The sequence below is a fragment of the Flavobacterium sp. genome (assembly GCF_004211145.1).
Classification (GTDB): domain Bacteria; phylum Bacteroidota; class Bacteroidia; order Flavobacteriales; family Flavobacteriaceae; genus Flavobacterium.
This window is the reverse complement of sequence record NZ_SEBS01000018.1, coordinates 17184-35867: the sequence shown is the minus strand read 5'-3', so window position 1 is coordinate 35867 and position 18684 is coordinate 17184. Positions and strand designations below refer to the sequence as shown.

Annotated in this window: 14 protein-coding genes; 6 read left to right on the top strand and 8 right to left on the bottom strand. The window is 48.2% G+C overall.

Going from position 1 to position 18684, the window contains the following annotated elements:
- Positions 1-40: 40 nt before the first annotated feature.
- Positions 41-526: a hypothetical protein gene (locus EOO50_RS10010; protein ID WP_290839721.1), complete on the bottom strand. Its 486-nt coding sequence runs from the start codon at positions 524-526 to the stop codon at positions 41-43.
- 640 nt (positions 527-1166) lie between these two features.
- On the opposite strand from EOO50_RS10010, the gene der reads away from it, so the two are divergent.
- A complete protein-coding gene (der, locus tag EOO50_RS10005) occupies positions 1167-2477 on the top strand; it encodes a ribosome biogenesis GTPase Der (protein ID WP_290839719.1) in 1311 nt (436 codons plus the stop codon).
- Between the two features lie 295 nt (positions 2478-2772).
- Here der and EOO50_RS10000 read toward each other — a convergent pair whose 3' ends face one another.
- Complete coding sequence (locus EOO50_RS10000; RefSeq protein WP_290839717.1) at positions 2773-6198, bottom strand: T9SS type A sorting domain-containing protein; 3426 nt, start codon at positions 6196-6198, stop codon at positions 2773-2775.
- A gap of 330 nt (positions 6199-6528) precedes the next feature.
- Between EOO50_RS10000 and EOO50_RS09995 the strand changes: the two genes are divergently transcribed.
- Both EOO50_RS09995 and EOO50_RS09990 read left to right on the top strand, forming a co-directional pair.
- Positions 6529-9345, top strand: a complete 2817-nt coding sequence (locus tag EOO50_RS09995) for an outer membrane beta-barrel protein (protein WP_290839715.1) — start codon at positions 6529-6531, stop codon at positions 9343-9345.
- A gap of 11 nt (positions 9346-9356) precedes the next feature.
- Complete coding sequence (locus tag EOO50_RS09990) at positions 9357-9830, top strand: hypothetical protein (protein ID WP_290839713.1); 474 nt, start codon at positions 9357-9359, stop codon at positions 9828-9830.
- A gap of 78 nt (positions 9831-9908) precedes the next feature.
- Here the strand turns inward: EOO50_RS09990 and EOO50_RS09985 are convergent, their stop codons facing one another.
- The 6 genes from EOO50_RS09985 to EOO50_RS09960 form a co-directional block, all read right to left on the bottom strand.
- The gene (locus EOO50_RS09985) at positions 9909-10691 is read right to left on the bottom strand and encodes a tetratricopeptide repeat protein (RefSeq protein WP_290839711.1); all 783 of its coding nucleotides are present in this window, start codon (positions 10689-10691) and stop codon (positions 9909-9911) included.
- Positions 10692-10892: 201 nt separating this feature from the next.
- Entirely contained in the window at positions 10893-11681 is a 789-nt protein-coding gene (locus EOO50_RS09980) for a TPM domain-containing protein (RefSeq protein WP_290839709.1), read from the bottom strand.
- The gene (locus EOO50_RS09975; protein WP_290839707.1) at positions 11681-12118 is read right to left on the bottom strand and encodes a TPM domain-containing protein; all 438 of its coding nucleotides are present in this window, start codon (positions 12116-12118) and stop codon (positions 11681-11683) included. The genes EOO50_RS09980 and EOO50_RS09975 overlap by 1 nt, the downstream gene beginning before the upstream one ends.
- Before the next feature lie 2 nt (positions 12119-12120).
- Positions 12121-12702: a LemA family protein gene (locus tag EOO50_RS09970; protein WP_290839705.1), complete on the bottom strand. Its 582-nt coding sequence runs from the start codon at positions 12700-12702 to the stop codon at positions 12121-12123.
- Between the two features lie 143 nt (positions 12703-12845).
- Positions 12846-13178 (bottom strand): MerR family transcriptional regulator, encoded by a 333-nt coding sequence (locus tag EOO50_RS09965; RefSeq protein ID WP_290839703.1) that lies wholly within the window; start codon positions 13176-13178, stop codon positions 12846-12848.
- Between the two features lie 7 nt (positions 13179-13185).
- Positions 13186-14163 carry a peptidoglycan DD-metalloendopeptidase family protein gene (locus EOO50_RS09960; protein WP_290839702.1) on the bottom strand — a complete coding sequence of 326 codons (978 nt, stop codon included), beginning with the start codon at positions 14161-14163 and terminating at the stop codon, positions 13186-13188.
- A gap of 285 nt (positions 14164-14448) precedes the next feature.
- On the opposite strand from EOO50_RS09960, the gene alaS reads away from it, so the two are divergent.
- From alaS to EOO50_RS09945, 3 genes are all read left to right on the top strand, one after another.
- Positions 14449-17076 (top strand): alanine--tRNA ligase, encoded by a 2628-nt coding sequence (gene alaS / locus EOO50_RS09955; protein WP_290839701.1) that lies wholly within the window; start codon positions 14449-14451, stop codon positions 17074-17076.
- A gap of 8 nt (positions 17077-17084) precedes the next feature.
- The gene (locus EOO50_RS09950) at positions 17085-17822 is read left to right on the top strand and encodes a hypothetical protein (RefSeq protein WP_290839699.1); all 738 of its coding nucleotides are present in this window, start codon (positions 17085-17087) and stop codon (positions 17820-17822) included.
- Between the two features lie 113 nt (positions 17823-17935).
- Complete coding sequence (locus EOO50_RS09945; RefSeq protein ID WP_290839697.1) at positions 17936-18664, top strand: hypothetical protein; 729 nt, start codon at positions 17936-17938, stop codon at positions 18662-18664.
- Positions 18665-18684 lie beyond the last annotated feature (20 nt).

Sequence of the window (18684 nt, the reverse complement as noted above, 5' to 3'; positions counted from 1 at the left end):
ACAAAAAGACAACTGTTGATTGCGGCGTAACGCCCAAAAATCAATCCACGATATTTTCCATCAATCTACGCAATTCCTCGGCCTGTTCGCTAGCTTTCTTGCGATTCCACTGGCTCACGAGAAACATTGCGAACCACACGGTGACCATCGCGAACATCATCAGGAGTTCTAGTTTGAAACTCTCGCGCATCGCCGATTTCAGGTAAATCGAGACGAGACTGACCGTGAATATCGCCACCGAAACGATTCGGATGAGCAAATGCGCGACCCAAAGCAAAGGCTGTTTCACGTATTCTCCTTTTATGAAAGTTTGGTCGTCATTCGACCGCAATTCCAGGTGCAGCAAGGGCGACCAGAATTCTTGTTTTTCCTGTCCCATTTCGAGCCAGATGTGATTTCCGTTGTGTTTGATTATGTAATTCGGGTTCGAAGACGTTTCGAGGATTTCGCACGCGCGACGGATTTCAGCAGGCGTCTTGCTCGAGGCTTTACCAAAATGGTCAAAATTTGCGGTGGCGGTTTTCATCTTCGTTTTCATTTATGTGATAACGCGATCGCTATTCGATTTATTTGTTGGGGAGTTGTTAAAGATGGTTAAATTTGAGTTGTTCTCTTGCGTTGGGGGTTTTTGAAATTGTTCATTTGCTCATTTGTTCATTTGAGTCGTTCTGTTGCGTTGGGAGATTTTGAAATTGTTGATGTGTTGATTTGTTGATTTGTTGATTTGAGTTGTTCTCTTGCGTTGGGAGTTTTTGGAATTGTTCAGTCGTTCATTTGTTCATTTGTTCATTTGAGTCGTTCTCTTGCGTTGGGAGTTTTTGGAAATTGTTGATGTGTTGATTTGTTTATTTGAGTTGCTTTCTTGCGTTGGGAGTTTTTGGAAATTGTCCAATTGTTCAGTCGTTCATTTGTTCATTTGAGTCGTTCTGTTGCGTTGGGAGTTTGAGATTTGAATCGTGTTTGTTTGAGGCTTTGATGCGTTGTCTCGGGAGCGCAGTGTGTCAAAACTTTCCGTTTTCCTAGTCCGCATGGCATTTCTCAAGCGCAGCATTTCCTTGGCGCAGCGTTTCTCCAACGTAGCGTTTCCCCGCCTGAGGTTCTCTTTTTCACCTCACTGGCGCATTTTCGCTTTCTAAACCGTACCTTTGCCGCAAAATTGAGCACATATGAATAATATTGTAGCGATAGTCGGAAGGCCGAACGTTGGGAAATCGACGTTGTTCAACCGCATGATACAGAGGCGCGAAGCCATAGTCGATTCGGTTGCGGGCGTTACGCGTGACCGCAATTACGGCAAGAGCGAATGGAATGGGAAAGAATTTTCAGTGATCGACACGGGCGGTTACGTCCGAGGTTCCGATGACGTGTTCGAAGGTGAAATCCGCAAGCAGGTCGAACTCGCCATTGATGAGGCCGATGTCATTCTTTTCATCGTCGATGTCGAGGAAGGCATCACGCCTATGGACGAGGAAGTCGCCAAACTCCTACGAAAAGTGACCAAGCCGGTTTTGCTCGGCGTGAATAAAGTAGACAATGCGATGCGCGAGAAAGACGCGATCGAATTTTATAACCTCGGTTTGGGCGAATACATTACGTTTGCCTCAACGTCGGGAAGTGGAACGGGCGAATTGCTCGACGCTCTGATCGATGCGTTTCCCGAGAAACCGGAACCTACACAAGATGAAGTACAATTGCCACGTTTTGCTGTTGTCGGGCGTCCGAATGCGGGGAAATCGAGTTTTATCAATGCGCTCATCGGCGAAGATCGTTACATCGTAACCGATATCGCGGGAACGACGCGTGATGCGATCGACACGAAGTTCAACCGATTCGGGTTCGAATTCAACTTGGTCGATACGGCTGGAATCCGCAGGAAAGCGAAGGTGAAGGAAGATTTGGAGTTTTATTCGGTGATGCGATCGGTTCGTGCGATCGAGAATTCGGATGTGATCATCTTGGTCATCGATGCGACGCGCGGATTCGAAGGTCAGGACCAGAGTATTTTCTGGCTCGCCGAAAAGAACCGAAAAGGAATCGTGATCCTGGTCAACAAATGGGATCTCGTCGAAAAGGATACGATGTCAACGCGTGATTACGAAGCGAAGATCCGCAAGGAAATCGAACCGTTTACCGACGTGCCGATCTTGTTCGTTTCAGCATTGACGAAACAGCGTTTGCTAAAAGCGCTTGAAACGGCGGTCCAGGTTTTTGAAGGTCGTAAACAACGCATTTCTACTTCGAAGTTCAACGAACACATGTTGAAAATCATCGAGCACATGCCGCCGCCGGCCTTGAAAGGAAAATATGTGAAGATCAAATACTGTATGCAATTGCCGACCGCGGTACCTCAATTCGTGTTTTTTGCGAACCTGCCGCAGTATGTAAAAGATCCGTACAAGCGATTTTTGGAGAACAAAATTCGTGAGAAGTGGGATTTTTCAGGCGTGCCGATGGATATTTATATTCGGGAGAAATAATCGGTTAATTGGTTAATTGTTTAGGGGTCGAAGCGTTGAGATGTACGTTTCGACCCTTAATTATTTTTATTGGTTATTTGTTGAATCGATTAATTGGTTAGCGGAATGGTCGGTTTGGAAACCGCTCTTTTCTTTATAGCGCAATTGTTTGTCGTTCCGATTCGTAAGGAATAAATCGTCTCGGTAATCACTCCTTTCGTTAACCAATTAACCAATTCATCAATTCACAATTCACCATTTTCCAAAAAAAAAGCCTCTCCGTTTCCAGAAAGGCCTTCCAAATTCCCCAATTTGATTATCGTTTGATCATGCGCAGCGTTTTCGTGAATTCGCCTTGCGTGACTATTACGTTATAAACTCCTGACGGATATTGAAGCCCGAATTGTTGCGCTTCGATCTGGTCAGCGGTGAACTCGCGTTCGTCTACGAGTTTTCCGATCATGTCGTATACTTTTACTTTTACATTTTCGGTACTCGGCGTTTCCATATCGATCGCGAAACTTTCGAGATATGGATTCGGGTAACCTGTGGCACGGAAGGCGATCTGCGGCTCGGTTTCGGCGTCGGTTATACCGCGCAAAGCCGTTCCCGGAGCTGTTATCACACAAGCTTCTCCGTAAAGTGACCATACGCCCGATGTCATCACTGCGACACGGATAGCATATTGCCCGCCCGGAGTGTAACCCGGAACCTGGTTGAAGTTAAAATACTGAGACGGCCTGTCGACTATGATCGTATTATAGCTTGTCATATCGGTCAATTCGAAGCGATACGATGTCGCGCGGTTCATGCTGGTCGTGGCGAAGTACATGGTTGGAGTCGTCGCCGTTCCGCAATTCGTAATGCCGGGAACAGCCGGTGTCGTTACCGCGCAAGGCGCTCCGTAGCCCGAATAACTTCCGGTGGTTTTTACCGCAACTTCTATCGAGTAGGTCGTGCCGTATGTATACGTATTGAGCATCGTGAGTGCGAACCAGTGAATGCTGCGGTCAAGGATTTGTACCTGATTTGGCGCGGTGTTGTCAGTTAAGTTCGTGATGCGGAAACGATATCCGGTTACGCCTTGCAAACTCGTCGTAGCAATCAAAGTGCTTAGGGCAGGCAACGTGATGCCGCATTGTGACGGCGTAACTGCGCTAGCGCCACCGTTGTCCAAAATCGCGGGTGTTGAAACCAGACAGCTTGGGCCGTAATTGCCGAGCCATATTCCATTGCGCCTCACCATTACCGAAATCGAATAGGTGGTCGCGTAGTCGAACGAAGGCAATAATGTCAAGCTGAAATTCGGAAAATTCCTGTCGATTGTTTGTACCGCGTTCGTAGTCATATTGACAACCCGGAATCGGTAGCCGTCAACCGGAGCAGCCTGGACAATCGCGCCGATCAAAGAATTGATGGTCGTAAGTGTCGTGCCGCATTGACTTGGCAGGACTTGCGTCAGAATTTGGCTTCCCTCGTCGATCGTGCCATCGCAATCGTCATCGACGCCATTGAAAGCGACCTCGATAGCGCCTGGATTTATCGCGGCAACGGCATCGTTACAATCGATTCCGATGTTTGTGAAAGCATATCCGCTTGGAGCCGTAAATCCGTGGCAAATAACCGCGGTTGCGCCAGTCGTGTAGCCGTCGTTGTCTTCGTCTATAAATAGAGTTCCCGATGTGAAAATCGTTTCGTCCGAATCGTCGCAATCCGTAGAATTTTCGGAACCGCAAGTAGCAATAATAGAAGTTCCGAATCCATCGCCATCAGCATCGGTGTACAAAATCTGAGTATCGTCGCAGTCTAAGTCGTTCGAAACAAAGCCCGACGGAATTCCCGTACATGAGAATGTCGTGTTGTCGGCGTCCCCGAATCCGTCCGAATCGGTGTCGGCGTAATACGTTTGTCCCGGCTGGATCGTAATGTCGAACGAGCTTGTAGCGGAACAACCTTCAGGAGAAGTCGGGAAATTGAAGATGTACAATGTCGTCGAATTCGCGATCAAATCACCGGCGAAAAGCGGAGTTCCCAATCCATTTGGTTCGGTAAAATAGTCACCGTTGGTTAGAGAAGGCAACGTGTAAGGCCCGCAATTCGTGACGTCGGCAGGCGAGTCGACGGCTGGTTCAGGATTCACCAACAGTTGGAAACTCGTGATTGCGAAACACGTCGGAGAAGAAACATTTCTGACACGCACATAAATCGTGGTTCCGTTTGCCGCAGAATACGAATTGATGTTCGTGATCACGTTCGTGTTATTGTTCGCTCCGTTAAAAGTTGTGTGATAACTTACCGCGAACGATGAGGTCGATTGCCCGTTCAGGATGATCGGCGTTTGCTGAGCCAGGAAGAATGACGCGAGCGTGGTTGAAGCGCATACTTGGAGGTTTGGTGGTTGGGTTGCGGTTGGGGTTGCGTTTATTGTAACATTGCTGCCGTTATCTGTGCCAACCACCGATGGATTTGAACTCACGACCCGAAACCTATAACCCGAACCCATTGCGATTCCGGCTGGAATCGTTACGCTGACCGAGCCTGAAGTCGTGGACGAAACCGTTCCAACCGAAACCGGATTGGCGAAACTTCCCGAGGCATTGCTAATTTGGGCCGTGAAAATGTTTCCCGTATTGAACGTTCCGGTGACGGTGTAGGGAAGTGAAAACGTCGCGCCTTGACAATAAACGAGCGCAGGAGTAGCCGAGGTTGCGATCACACCGCCGGGCAAAATATTGCCGTGAACCGTTGCATAAATCTGACCGTTTCCTGTGTAAACAGAAATGATATCCTGATAGACCGGATTTCGGGCGATGCTCAAACCCGTCCCTGGCGTCAACGTGATCGGAGATTGCCAGTTTGCGCCCTGGTTGTAGCTTACCCGGTAGCCGATAGCACCACTGTTGGAATAGCCGTCGACAAAATTTCCGTATTCGTCCGCGACAAGAGTCCTTCCGTCAAAAGTCGTATTTGATGCCAATGAAATAGTATTGGCGGCATTCGTGGCCAGATTGATGCGCACGCCAGGAGCGGAATTATCGCCTCCGATGAACACGAATTTACCCAGAGGTCCCGACGAAAATGCATAAGACGAATAATAAACGCCGACTGCAGGCGATATGGTCTGCAATACATATGTTAGTCCGCCATCGATGCTCTTTCTAAGATAGATAGTCGGGTTGTCTGACAAGACATAAATTGTTCCATCAGACGAATCGACGAACACATCCGAGTAGGCATAACTTGACCCGAAAGTCGTTACTAGCCAAGGGTCGCTTCCGTTGTCCGAACTGCGGTATATACTGCTGCCACTTTGCGGAACCACGTAAACTTTATCCTGATAGGAAGCGATGTGCGCCGGACCTCCCGCCGTGTAAGAAAAAAGCAAAGAGAACGACGCGCCTTGATTGGTGCTTCCAAAAACCATCCCGTTTGAGGTTGCCACGTAAATCGCCGCGTTTTGAGCCACATGGATTTCGGCTTCGGGATTTCCAGTGACGACGGGCGTCGAGGCGGAAAACGTTTGGCCTCTATTCGTGCTTTTTGCCACGCGGACGCCTTGCGATCCTGAGAATACGACATAAATATCGCCGTTTGGAGCAACTGCGACGTTTTTTGAAGTGTTCGACGCATTTGTGGTGTTGCCGGTGCCAATATCAGAAACCGGAACGTTGGAGTACAAAGGCGTTTGCGACCAATGTATCAATGGTGTAATCGTGAGGATGAAAAGTAAAAGTTTTTTCATTTGTCTGTTGTTTTAGATTGGCAAAACTATTTTAAGCGTTCTAGAAAAGATATACCCATTTGTAGGTATTTCGATTAAAGGCTCGATTTACCCGTTAATTGGGAGTGTAGTTTCATTCGGTAAAACTATCAGTTTTTGAACTTTGATCCAGTAGGGGAATCTCTGGGTTTTACCCTAATCGAAAAGTCGGGATACCCTAAATGTTAAATAATTTGTAAGAAATTTTCACACTTACACACTAATCCTGTTATTTGGCAGTTATAAAACAAACAAACAAACACCCGAGGCGCATCCGAATTGCATGGAGCGCAGCGAATTAAAATCAAACAAATGTCAAAACTTTACTTTCTGCTGGCGGCTTTGCTGGCGGGCTTGAGCGGCTTTGCGCAAAATTCGGTGACGTTCAAAGGGAAAATCCTCGAGGCGAAAACCCAGGTTCCGATGGAAGCCGTAACCGTCTACATCGCATCGGCAAAAGATTCGACCGTCATCGATTACACGATCACCGACAAAAACGGGAACTTCAATCTCTCGACACGCAAAACCGAGAACGCCGTGATCTTCAAAGTCTCGTTCATCGGGTTCAAGGAAATCGAGAAATCCTATGATAAAGGCTTGAACGCGAACGTCGATTATGGCGTGTTGCGCCTTGAAGAGTCCGAGAATTTGTTGGGCGAAGTCATCATCAAACAGGAAGCGCCGCCGATTCGGATCAAGAACGACACGCTCGAATTCAATGCGGCCTCGTTCAAGATCAGGCCCGACGCGAATGTCGAAACATTGTTGAAACAACTTCCCGGCGTCGAGATCGACAACGAAGGAAAAATCACCGTGAATGGGAAGGAAGTCAACCAAATATTAGTCAACGGAAAGCCGTTTTTTGACAAGGAAGGAAAGGTTGCGTTGCAGAATTTGCCGTCGGATATCATCAACAAAGTCCAGATCACCGACACGAAAACCAAGAAGGAAGAACTCTCGGGCGAGAAAGCCAGTTCGAACAATGCAAGCATAAATTTGACGATCGACGAGGACAAGAACAAAGGTTTCTTCGGCAAAATAAACGGCGGCTATGGAACCGATGACCGTTATGAATCGAGCCTGATGCTCAATTATTTCAACAACAAACGCAAAATTTCGGTATTAGCGTCGGCCAACAACATCAATTCGACGGGTTTCACGATGAACGAGATTTTCGATTCGATGGGCGGCGGACGCAATTATTCGGTTTGGACGAACGACAATGGAAGCTTTGGGATCAACAACATGCAGTTCGGCGGCGGAAACGGCATCACGACATCGCAACTTCTCGGCCTCAATTACGGTGACGAACCGTTCAAGAATTTCACGATCAACGGCAGTTATTTCTTCAACGGCGCGCGGTCTGAAAATGCGAACCGAACGCGCGAAACCACATTGTTGAGCACGGGAAGTTTCACGACCGAATCGACCGCGAAAACCGTCGACGACAAGTTCGCGCACAACGTTAGTTTCGAGTTCGAGTACAAGATCGATTCGCTCACGACGATTACGATTTCGCCGAAACTGATGAAGGGACGCGCGTTCAACGAAAACATCGGAGCGTCGACCACGACCGAGGAAAACGGCCGGATTTCTCGCGAAAGTTCACGCGATAATTTCTCGAATACCGATAATCAAAGTCTCGGTGGAAATGTCTACGTGAACCGAGCTTTCAAGCGCAAAGGACGTTTCCTGAGTCTGTGGATCGACGACGAGCACACGAAATCCGACGGCATGAACCGAAACCTATCGCTCAACACATTTTATCGCGACACCGACGAGGACGGAATCACGGACCTGACCGAAACCGACAACCGGAACCAGAAAAGATTCGACCGCAATCTGACCGATAATTTCTCGTCGGGCATCGAATTCTCGGAACCGCTTAAAGATTCGATCAACATCAAGGTTTCGTTGAATTATTCCCGCGAGCAAAACATCGGCGACAGGCATACGTTCGATTTCGATGAGGCGACGCAAACGTATTCCATCCTCAACGATTCAATCACGAATTATTTGCGTTCGGGCGTGCGCGAGATCAATCCACAGGCCGGATTCGGGATTCGCAAGAGCAAGTTCAACATGAATCTGAACGTCGGGACATCGGTGTATCTTTTCGAGGCGAATTCGAATTATCTGGGACAACAGGTTTCGATCAGCCAGGAGCGCATTTATCCATCGGCGAATCTTTGGGGCGGATACAATTTCACGAAATCGCGCTCGCTTTGGGTGAATTACAGTTTTGACGTGAACTTCCCGTCGGCGGCGCAAATCCTGCCAGTCACCGATGTGTCGGATCCGTTGAACACACGCGTCGGGAATCCATTTTTGAGCCCGAATAAATCGCATTACACATATGTGAGTTTCCGCGATTACGACTTCGCGACCAAATCGGGCTGGAGCATTTACGGCGGCGGAAATTTCTTCGAGAGCCAGGTCGTTTCCTCGACGACTTACGATTCGAGCCGAAAAAGCACGACCGAATACATAAATATTTCGGGTAACTCGAACTTGTGGTTCGGCGGAAACTGGAACAAGACGATCAAGCACGACGCACATTCGTACCGTTTCGGGCTCGGCATGAACGGCGGCTACAACCGCAATCAAGGCTTTGTGGAAGGCGAGATGTTCGATTCCAAGTCGGTCCGATTGTCACCTCGCGTGAGCTTCAATTATGATTACGGCGAATTGCTTTCAATCGGGCCGCGTTACGATTTTACGTACAACGAAACGAATTATACGAATTTCTCGACCGACAAACAATCGAACCTCACGCATCGTTTTACGTTGCAGACTACGAGTTATTGGCCCAAGCACGTCGTCTTCGGGAATGATTTCACGTACACGTACAACTCGAATATCGCTGACGGTTTCAAGAAGGATTTCTATCTGTGGAACATGAGTTTGGGCTACAACTTCCTGGGCGACCATTTGCTCGCGAAGGTAAAAGTGTACGACGTGCTCAACCAGAACCAGAATACGTCGCGCAGCATTTCCCCGACGTATATCCGCGATGAGGAAAATACCGTATTAAAACGTTACGCGATGTTTTCATTGACGTATAAACTCGATAAATTTGCAGGAAAGAAAAAACCTGAAGGCGGTCGCCGCTTTTGGATGTTCGACTAAAAAATAACAATATGGCAAATTACATTGGGAAATTCGACGGCTACACATTGCGCGTTTTTGATGGCGGATCGGTTGTTGGCTCGATCGATTTCAACCGCGACAACACGACTCACGCCGATATCTTCGTACACAAGAACCGTTATCACGTCGGGCCTCAGGACGCGACTGAAAAAGACATCGTCGTTACGCGCGCGCGTCAGACATTGTTCAAATTCAAGTTCGATTATCTGTGGGGCGGAGCCGAAATCGAAACCGATGGGGAAGAAACCGGCTTCGAGGTAAAAGGCAAATGGTTCAAACCCGGAACGCGACTCGTCGACGCGGATTCGAACGACATCGTGATCGTTAAGACAAATGAGAGAAGCAACGAACTTGAAATTTCGATAAACGATGAATCGATTTCAGAAGTCATGCTGTTGTCGACAATTTACTATCACGTTTATGCTTCGGCCGGAAAGTTGCGAAGTGTGATGTTGGGATTGTAGGATATTTTTTGTTTAGGGTTTGGTGTTTCGCGTCGATCCGATTCAACTCTAAACTCTAAACTCTAAACTCTTTCACCCTTACTTACATTTTTCCTGAATCATCGCGCCGGCTTCGGTCATTCCGAGTGTGAGCGCTTTGTTGAGGTCGGCACAAAAATCGCCTTTCACCTTGAAGTCGATGCGATACAGCGCGCGGTTGTAATATTGCTGTGGATCGTTGGGCAAAAGCTCGATCGCCATGTCGAAATCCTGGATTGCCGTCTTGTCTTTCAAAAACGCTTTCGAGAAGCCGCGATTGGCATAGGTTTCCCCGTCGTTTCGGTTTATTTGCAACGCGCGGTCAAAGTCGGAAATCGCTTTGTCGTATGCTTTTAACGAATGGTAGAGATAACCGCGATTGATGTAGGCCATGGCTTTCATCGGGTCCATTCCGATGCAGCGTGAATAATCCTCGATCGCGCCTTTCACGTCGTCGGTCACCGATCGTGCATAACCTCGCGCGAAATGTGCCTTGTAGGATCGGGAATCGAGTACGATGCATTGGGAATAGTCGGCTATGGCGTTCGCGTAGTTTTCCTGACGTTCGTACAATTCACCGCGATGATAATAGGCGTTTGCCAATGCCGGATCGAGTTTGATGGCGACCGAATAGTCTGCAATCGCGCCTTGGACGTCATTGAGTTTCGCTTTGTAGAAAGCGCGGTCGTAGTAGTTTTGGCTGGATTTGTCGTTTGCGATCGCAGCATCGGCTTGCTGGATCTTGTTGGTGATCATTTGCTGCGACATCTGCTGGGAAAATCCTGAAACAGCGCACAGCAAAAATGCCGCAGTTGCGGATAACGAGTAGGTTATGTTTTTCATTGGGGATGAAATATGCTGCGAAATACGTAAAAAAATATTGATTTGCGCATATTGCGAACTGGAAATTTCCGATTGACGTTGAATGTTTGTCTTTGCAATGCCGACAGCCATATTATGAGACCTAGATAACTTCAAGCGAAATTACCACAAAATAAAAAAACCGTGAGCAAAGTCACGGTTCTTTTTATCGTTTGTTGAATTTTACCAGCTTCCTCCGGCACCACCGCCTGAGAATCCGCCGCCGCCGAAACCGCCACCAAAGCCGCCTCCGCCACCGAATCCTCCGCCCGATGAACCGCCACCGCCTCCAAAGCCTCCGCGTCCAAGACTGCTCAGGATAAGAATGTCTGCGAGGTCGCCTCCGGAAAAACGTCCGCCACTACCGCCACCGCCGCCTTTTTTTCTCAGTATCGAAATGACTATGATGATAATAATAATCACCGCGAATACGATAAGCCCGCCCGGACCTTCGGAATCATTTTTTCGGGTTGCCTTGTATTTGCCTTTGAGCACGTCGAAAATCGCGTCGGCGCCTTTGTCGAGACCTTGATAATAGCTTCCGGCCTTGAATTCGGGAATGATCACGTTTCTGGTCAGTTCGCCGGTTATGCCCGCGGTAAGCCGATCTTCGACACCATATCCGGGCGCGATCCAAATGCGTCTTTCCTTGGCGGCAAGTAAAATAAAGACGCCGTTGTCTTCATTCTTTTGTCCGATGCCCCATTCTTGTCCCCATTTGGGAGCAAGGATACCGATGTCTTCGCCTTCGATCGTCGGAACCGTTACAACCACGATCTGTGTCGAAGTCGAATCGGAATAACGAACGAGTTTTTCTTCGAGCTGACTTTTTTCGGTCGCGCTCAAAAGATTCGCGTTATCGTAAACGCTGGTTTGAAAATCGGGTTTTTCGGGTATCTTGAACTGGGCGAAACCAATCGATGTGAGCAACAGAAGCAATGGTAAGATTGCCTTTCGGAACAATTTTGTCATCAGCTTCTTGAGATTTCGTTCGACAATTCGTCGGTGTCGCCTTCTTCCCAAGAGAAAAATTGACGAAGCCTTTCGCCCGCGCGTGCGATTCCTTCGATAAGTCCGGTTTTGAAATCGCCGTTCTTGAAATGCGATTGCATCACGTCTTTCGTACAATCCCAAAAATCGTCCTCGACCGCGTCATCGATGCCTTGGTCGCCCAAAATCACGAAATGGCGGTCGTCGGCTGCGAGATAGATCAACACGCCATTCTTGAGTTTGGTCGCGTCCATGTTCAGCAAATGGAACACTTCGGTCGCACGTTTGAAATGGTCGGCGTTCGTGTGCTTTTCAATGTGCACGCGGATTTCTCCCGAAGTTTCCTTCTCGGCCAATTTAATGGCTTCGATGACTTCGCGTTCATCGTCGGGCGTTAGCAGATCGCGTATTTCGGTCATGATTAAAACTTGACTTCTACGGGTTTGTCGGCGCCTTCAACTGATTTGAAGTATGGTTTTTCCTTGTAGCTTCCGAGGAAAATGCTTTGTGGCATCGCCAAAATGTAACCGTTGAATTCCTGTACCGATTCGTTATAGCGAGTTCGTGCCGTCAGGATCTGGTTTTCAGTGCTCGCCAATTCATCCTGAAGTTTCAGGAAATTCTGGTTCGCCTTGAGGTCGGGATATCTTTCAACCGAAACCAAAAGTCGGCCCAAAGCAGATGAAACGCCCGATTGCGCTTGTTGGAACTGTGTCAATTGTTCCGGCGTGATGTTCGACGGATCGATTTGTACCGAAGTCGCTTTCGCACGCGCTTCGACGACTGCCGTCAATGTCGACTTTTCGAAATCGGCTGCGCCTTTGACGGTATTTACGAGGTTACCGATGAGGTCGTTCCTGCGTTGGTAAGCCGTTTCGACATTACCCCATTCTTTTTGTGCTGCTTGGTCCTTGCGCAATGCCGTGTTTTTTACGCTAAAGAAATAGAAAATGAGGATTAGTACAATTCCTCCTCCGATAATCCATGGCAAAAATCTTCTCATGATGTTGTTGTTTAAGTGTTTTTAATGTTTGTTTAATTGTTTCACGGGTTAACTGTTTAATAGTTCTTGCTTGGCTTCTGTTGACGATTATCGTTTAACCGATTAACCATTTAAACCAAAACAGCCCGCGCGCTTTCATCAAATTACAAGCCGTTCTTCAAATCTGTCAGTTGTTTTTTTATGGCTTCGAGTTTTGAGATAATGTCATACTTGTCGAGTGTCTTCTTTTGTCCTTCCTTCAAATGCGTTTTCGCGCCGTCGAGAGTAAAGCCGCGTTCTTTTACCAAATGGTAGATGAGTTGCAGGTTCTTGACGTCCTCGGGCGTGAATAATCGATTGCCTTTGGCGTTTTTCTTTGGTTTGAGGATGTCGAATTCCTTGTCCCAGAATCGGATCAGGGAAGCGTTTACGTTGAACGCCTTGGCCACTTCGCCAATGCTGTAATATCGTTTGTCAGGTGAAAGTTCTATGTGCATGTACTCGTTAGTCTAGTGATTGGTTTTCCTGGTTGGCGGCTTTCGCGATCGCGGTATATTCGGCGGCCGAGATGTTCCCGTAATAGAAATTGAGCGGATTCGTGACCTCGCCGTTCTTGTGGACTTCGTAATGCAAATGCGGCGCTTCCGATCGACCCGTGCTTCCCACGAACCCGATCACGTCCCCACGTTTCACGCGTTGTCCTGACCGAACCTTGTATTTGCTCAAATGCCCGTACAGCGTTTGATAGCCGTAACCGTGACGGATCACGATGTGGTTGCCGTAACCCGATGCCGTATTGTCAGCCCGTTCCACGATTCCGTCGCCCGTGGCGTAGATCGGTGTGCCGGTTTTGGAGGAAAAGTCCATTCCCGCGTGGAACTTCCTGACTTTCGTGAACGGATCGGTTCGATATCCGAATCCCGACGCGACCGCGCGCAAATTCTCATTTTTCACCGGTTGAATCGCTGGGATCGCCGCCAATAATTTATTTTTCTCCTTCGCCAACTTCAAAATTTCGTCGAGCGATTTCGATTGGATCGCGAGTTCTTTTGAAATTATGTCGACGCGTTTTGACGTGTTCACGACGAGTTCCGAATTGTCGTAACCCTCGAGTTCCTTATATCGGTTCACGCCGCCGAATCCAGCTTTGCGCTGCTCGTCGGGAATGGGCGAAGTGTTGAAATAGGTTCGGTAAATGTTGTTGTCGCGTTCTTCGATGCTCGCCAAAACCTCGTCGATCTGATCCATTTTCTTGTTGAGGATAGAATATCGGATCTTGAAATTCTCGATTTCCCTCGCCTGTAGACGATCCTTGGGCGTCTCGAAAAACGGCGTGTTCAAAAGCACGATGAACGCCAACGTCCCAAACAATGCCGACGCCACCAAAAACAACGCGGCGTACGCGAACTTGGTGCGCTTCCTGACCTTGATTTTCTTAAACGCCAGATTTTCGGGATCGTAATAATATTTTACCTTTTTCATTTCAAAATATCCTATTTTTGCCGTTCAAAAACAGGGTTTTCACGTTATTTTGGGCGTGCTGAACAAATTTAACCAAATGTTTCGTTCGGGTAATTTTTTAGGTGAAAGTTTTTGAAATAGTTCGGAAGTTCTTGGATCGGAAGATCGGAAGCCGAATAAATACAAAACGCGATTGGTGACGAAATAACGCCAGCCCATCTCGTCGAGCCGACACGGAAAGTCTCGTCAACGACAGTCTTGGTCGCTCAAATAAACAAATCAACGCATCAACGAATCAACAATAAAATGACATCACAGGAAATCCGCAAAACCTTCCTCGATTTTTTCCAATCAAAAGGCCATTTGATCGTGCCGTCGGCACCAATCGTACTCAAAGACGACCCGACGCTCATGTTCAACAATTCAGGAATGGCGCAGTTCAAGGAGTTTTTCCTTGGCAACGGAACGCCTAAATCCAAGAGAATCGCCGATACGCAAAAATGCTTGCGCGTATCAGGAAAACACAACGACTTGGAAGAAGTCGGAATCGATACGTATCACCACACGATGTTCGAAATGCTCGGCAACTGGAGTTTCGGCGATTACTTCAAGAAAGAAGCGATCCACTGGGCTTGGGAATTGTTGACCGAAGTGTATAAAATTCCGAAAGACATCCTGTACGTGACGGTTTTCGAAGGTTCGAAAGAAGAAAACGTGCCGTTCGACCAAGAAGCGTACGACATTTGGAAATCGCTTATTGCCGAAGACCGAATTTTGCTCGGGAACAAGAAAGACAACTTCTGGGAAATGGGCGACCAAGGTCCGTGCGGGCCGTGTTCAGAGATTCACGTCGACATTCGTTCGGCCGATGAAAAAGCGAAAACGCCAGGCAAGGATTTGGTCAATAACGACCATCCGCACGTCGTCGAGATATGGAACAACGTCTTCATGGAATTCAACCGCAAGGCCGACGGTTCGCTCGAAAAATTGCCTGCGCAACACGTCGACACCGGAATGGGATTCGAGCGTCTGTGCATGGTTTTGCAAGGCGTACAATCGAATTACGACACCGACGTTTTCTCGCCGCTGATCCAAAAAATCGAATCGGTTACCGCAAAAAAATACACGATCAAGAGTTCATCGGACGATGAGGAAAAAATAAACATCGCGATCCGCGTCATCGCCGACCACGTGCGCGCAGTCGCATTCGCAATCGCCGACGGACAATTGCCGTCAAACACAGGCGCAGGTTATGTGATCCGACGCATTTTGAGACGCGCGATCCGCTACGGATTTACGTTCCTGAACACGAAGGAAGCGTTCATTTACCAACTCGTCGAAACGCTCGCCGACCAAATGGGCGGTTCGTTCCCTGAAATCCGTTCGCAGCAAAAACTCGTGATGAACGTGATCCGCGAGGAGGAAAACGCGTTTTTGCGCACGCTCGATCAAGGTCTGCAACTGCTTGACGAGGTCGTGAAGGAAACCTCGGGCAATGAAGTCGCGGGTAAAAAGGCATTCGAACTTTATGATACGTTCGGTTTTCCTAAGGATTTGACGAGCCTGATCCTCAAGGAAAAAGGAATGTCGTACAACGAAGTGGATTTTGACAAGGCAATGTTCGAGCAAAAGGAACGTTCCCGCGCGGCATCGGAAGTTTCGACTGAAGATTGGACGATTCTCGTTGAAGGAAATACTGAAACATTCGTCGGCTATGATCTCGCCGTGAACGAAGTCAATATCACGCGCTACCGTATCGTCGATTCCAAAAAAGACGGGCGCTTGTACCAGATCGTGCTCGACCATACGCCGTTCTATCCTGAAGGCGGCGGTCAGGTCGGCGACAAAGGAACGTTCACGCAAGGCGAAAAGATCATTCCGGTTCTCGATACCAAGAAAGAAAATAACCTGATCCTGCATTTCACGCGCGAACTTCCTGAAGATCCGAAGGCGAGCCTTTTGGCGAAAGTCGATCGTGATCTGCGCGACCATTCGGCGAGCAACCACTCGGCGACGCACTTGTTGCATCAGGCGTTGCGATCGGTTTTGGGAACGCATGTCGAACAGAAAGGTTCATTGGTTAATCCGAATTATTTGCGCTTCGACTTCTCGCATTTCGCTAAAATGTCCGACGCTGAACTGAAAGCTGTCGAGGATTTCGTGAATGAGAAAATCCAGGAACATCTGCCGCTTATCGAACGTCGCAACATTCCGTTCCAGCAGGCGCTTGACGAAGGTGCGATGGCGTTGTTCGGTGAGAAATACGGAGATTCGGTTCGCGCGATCAAATTCGGTGAAAGCATGGAACTTTGCGGTGGAATCCACGTGTCGAACACGGCCGAAATCTGGTATTTCAAAATTTTGTCCGAAAGTGCAGTCGCAGCCGGAATCCGACGCATAGAAGCGATTACATCCGATGCCGTGAAAGCGTATTTCGCAGCCCAGGAAAAGGCGCTCGACGAGATAAAAGTCGCGCTCAAAAACCCACAGGATTCCATAAAAGCAGTCCAGTCGTTGCAAGACGAAAATACGAAACTCAAGAAACAGGTCGACGCGTTGATGAAAGACAAGGCGAAGAACCTCAAAGGCGAACTCGCGTCCCGATTCGAACTCGTGAACGGCGTGAATTTCCTCGCACAAAAAGTCGATTTGACGGCCGATGGCGCGAAAGATCTCGCGTACGAACTCGGAAACATCGACAACAATCTATTCATCGTTTTAGCAACCGCGAACGACGACAAGCCGTTGTTGACCGTTTATATTTCTAAAGAACTCGTTGCCGATAAAGGTTTGAACGCAGGACAAGTCGTGCGCGAACTCGGAAAATATATCCAAGGCGGCGGCGGCGGACAACCGTTCTTCGCGACCGCGGGCGGGAAAGACGTGCTGGGAATTCCTGAAGCGTTGGAAAAAGCGATCGAATTCATCAAATAAATGAGGTCATGAAGAAACTTATTTTACTTTTCGTGTCGGCTGCGGTTTTGCAATCGTGTAATTCCGACGATTCGGACAGCCCGGCCGTACAGGGCAAACTACTGCAAAGTACGGTTCAGACCGTAAACGGCGAATCGACCGTGACGAATTACAGTTACATCGGGAATAAAATTTCGACCGTTCAAACCGTGGGCGGCGACAAGGTCGTTTACATATACAGCGGGTCGAAAATCGTTTCGATGACGGTCGAGAATTCGTTTGGTAATGATGTTTTTCAATACGAATTCGACTACACGGGCGATAAGATGACGCAGGTCAAAAGATGGCAGGTAGGAACGGGCTCGGTCACGCGACAGGTTTTTACTTATCCCGATGCTACAAGCATTACCTCGGAAGGATTCACAGGCAATACGACCCAGCAAACGCAATTGTTGTTCAGCCAGATCTATTCGGTAGGAGCGAATGGCGAGATCGAATCGGTGCAAACGACTCAAGGTGATGCCGTGACCGTCAGTACGTATACGTACGATGCGAAAAACAATCCTTTTAAAAATATTACCGGATACGCCGATCTACTGATGCTCGGTGGAACTGATTACAACGTATTGTCAGTAATTTCGACGTTGAACGGAAATCCCGCGGGCTCTGAAGCGACGATTTATACCTACGATTCCGATGATTTTCCTGCAACTTCGACGCGAACTTCTTTCGGAACCGAATACGAAACGACTTACACTTACCAATAAAAACAGCCCGGATCCGTCCGGGTTTTTTGTGCTCGACGAATTTTCGCCATGGTCAAAATTTAACGAATTTGTCGCGCGTTTCCGTTTATATTTGCCGCATGAAAGAATCGGTTATGAAAAAAATAATCTTCGGAATGAGCGCTTTACTCGTGCTTTTTTCGTCATGTAATGGGAACGATGACGACAACGGTTCCTCAGGTTCCGATGTCGTTCTTTTAAAGAAAACCATCGAAAACGGTCCCGACGGACAATACATTTCGACGGCGACCTACAACGGCACGAAACTCGTCAAGATCGAAACCAACGACGCAGAGAAAATCCAGTTCACGTACACGGGCGACGACATCACGATGATGGAATGGTTTGCCGACGGCGAGCTCGAACAACGCGATCTGTTCACGTACGCGACCGACGGAAAACTCGCGACCTACACAAGTCTCGATCTCGATTTCGGGTCGGGCACGAAAGAAGTTTACACCCAAAACAGCGACAACACGATCACCGTGACCGGATACAGCGGCGATCTGGACAGCCAAACGATTGAAGAAGGAACGTCCACGATTACGTTCGTGAACGGCGAAGTGTCGCAGATCGTGGATCCGTTCGGGACGACGACGTACACCTATGACAACAAGAACAATCCGTTCAAAAATGTGACGGGTTATTCTAAGATTTCGTACATCGACGGATCGGCTTCGGGCATCTTGCACAACGTGATTTCAGAGAATTATGAAGGCGATGATTCGACCTACACGTTCACGTACGACCCGAATGATTTTCCTGCGACTGCCGTTGAGGATTTCGACGGCGAACAATACACGACGCAGTTCGTCTATCAATAATCGCTCACAAAACAATCAAT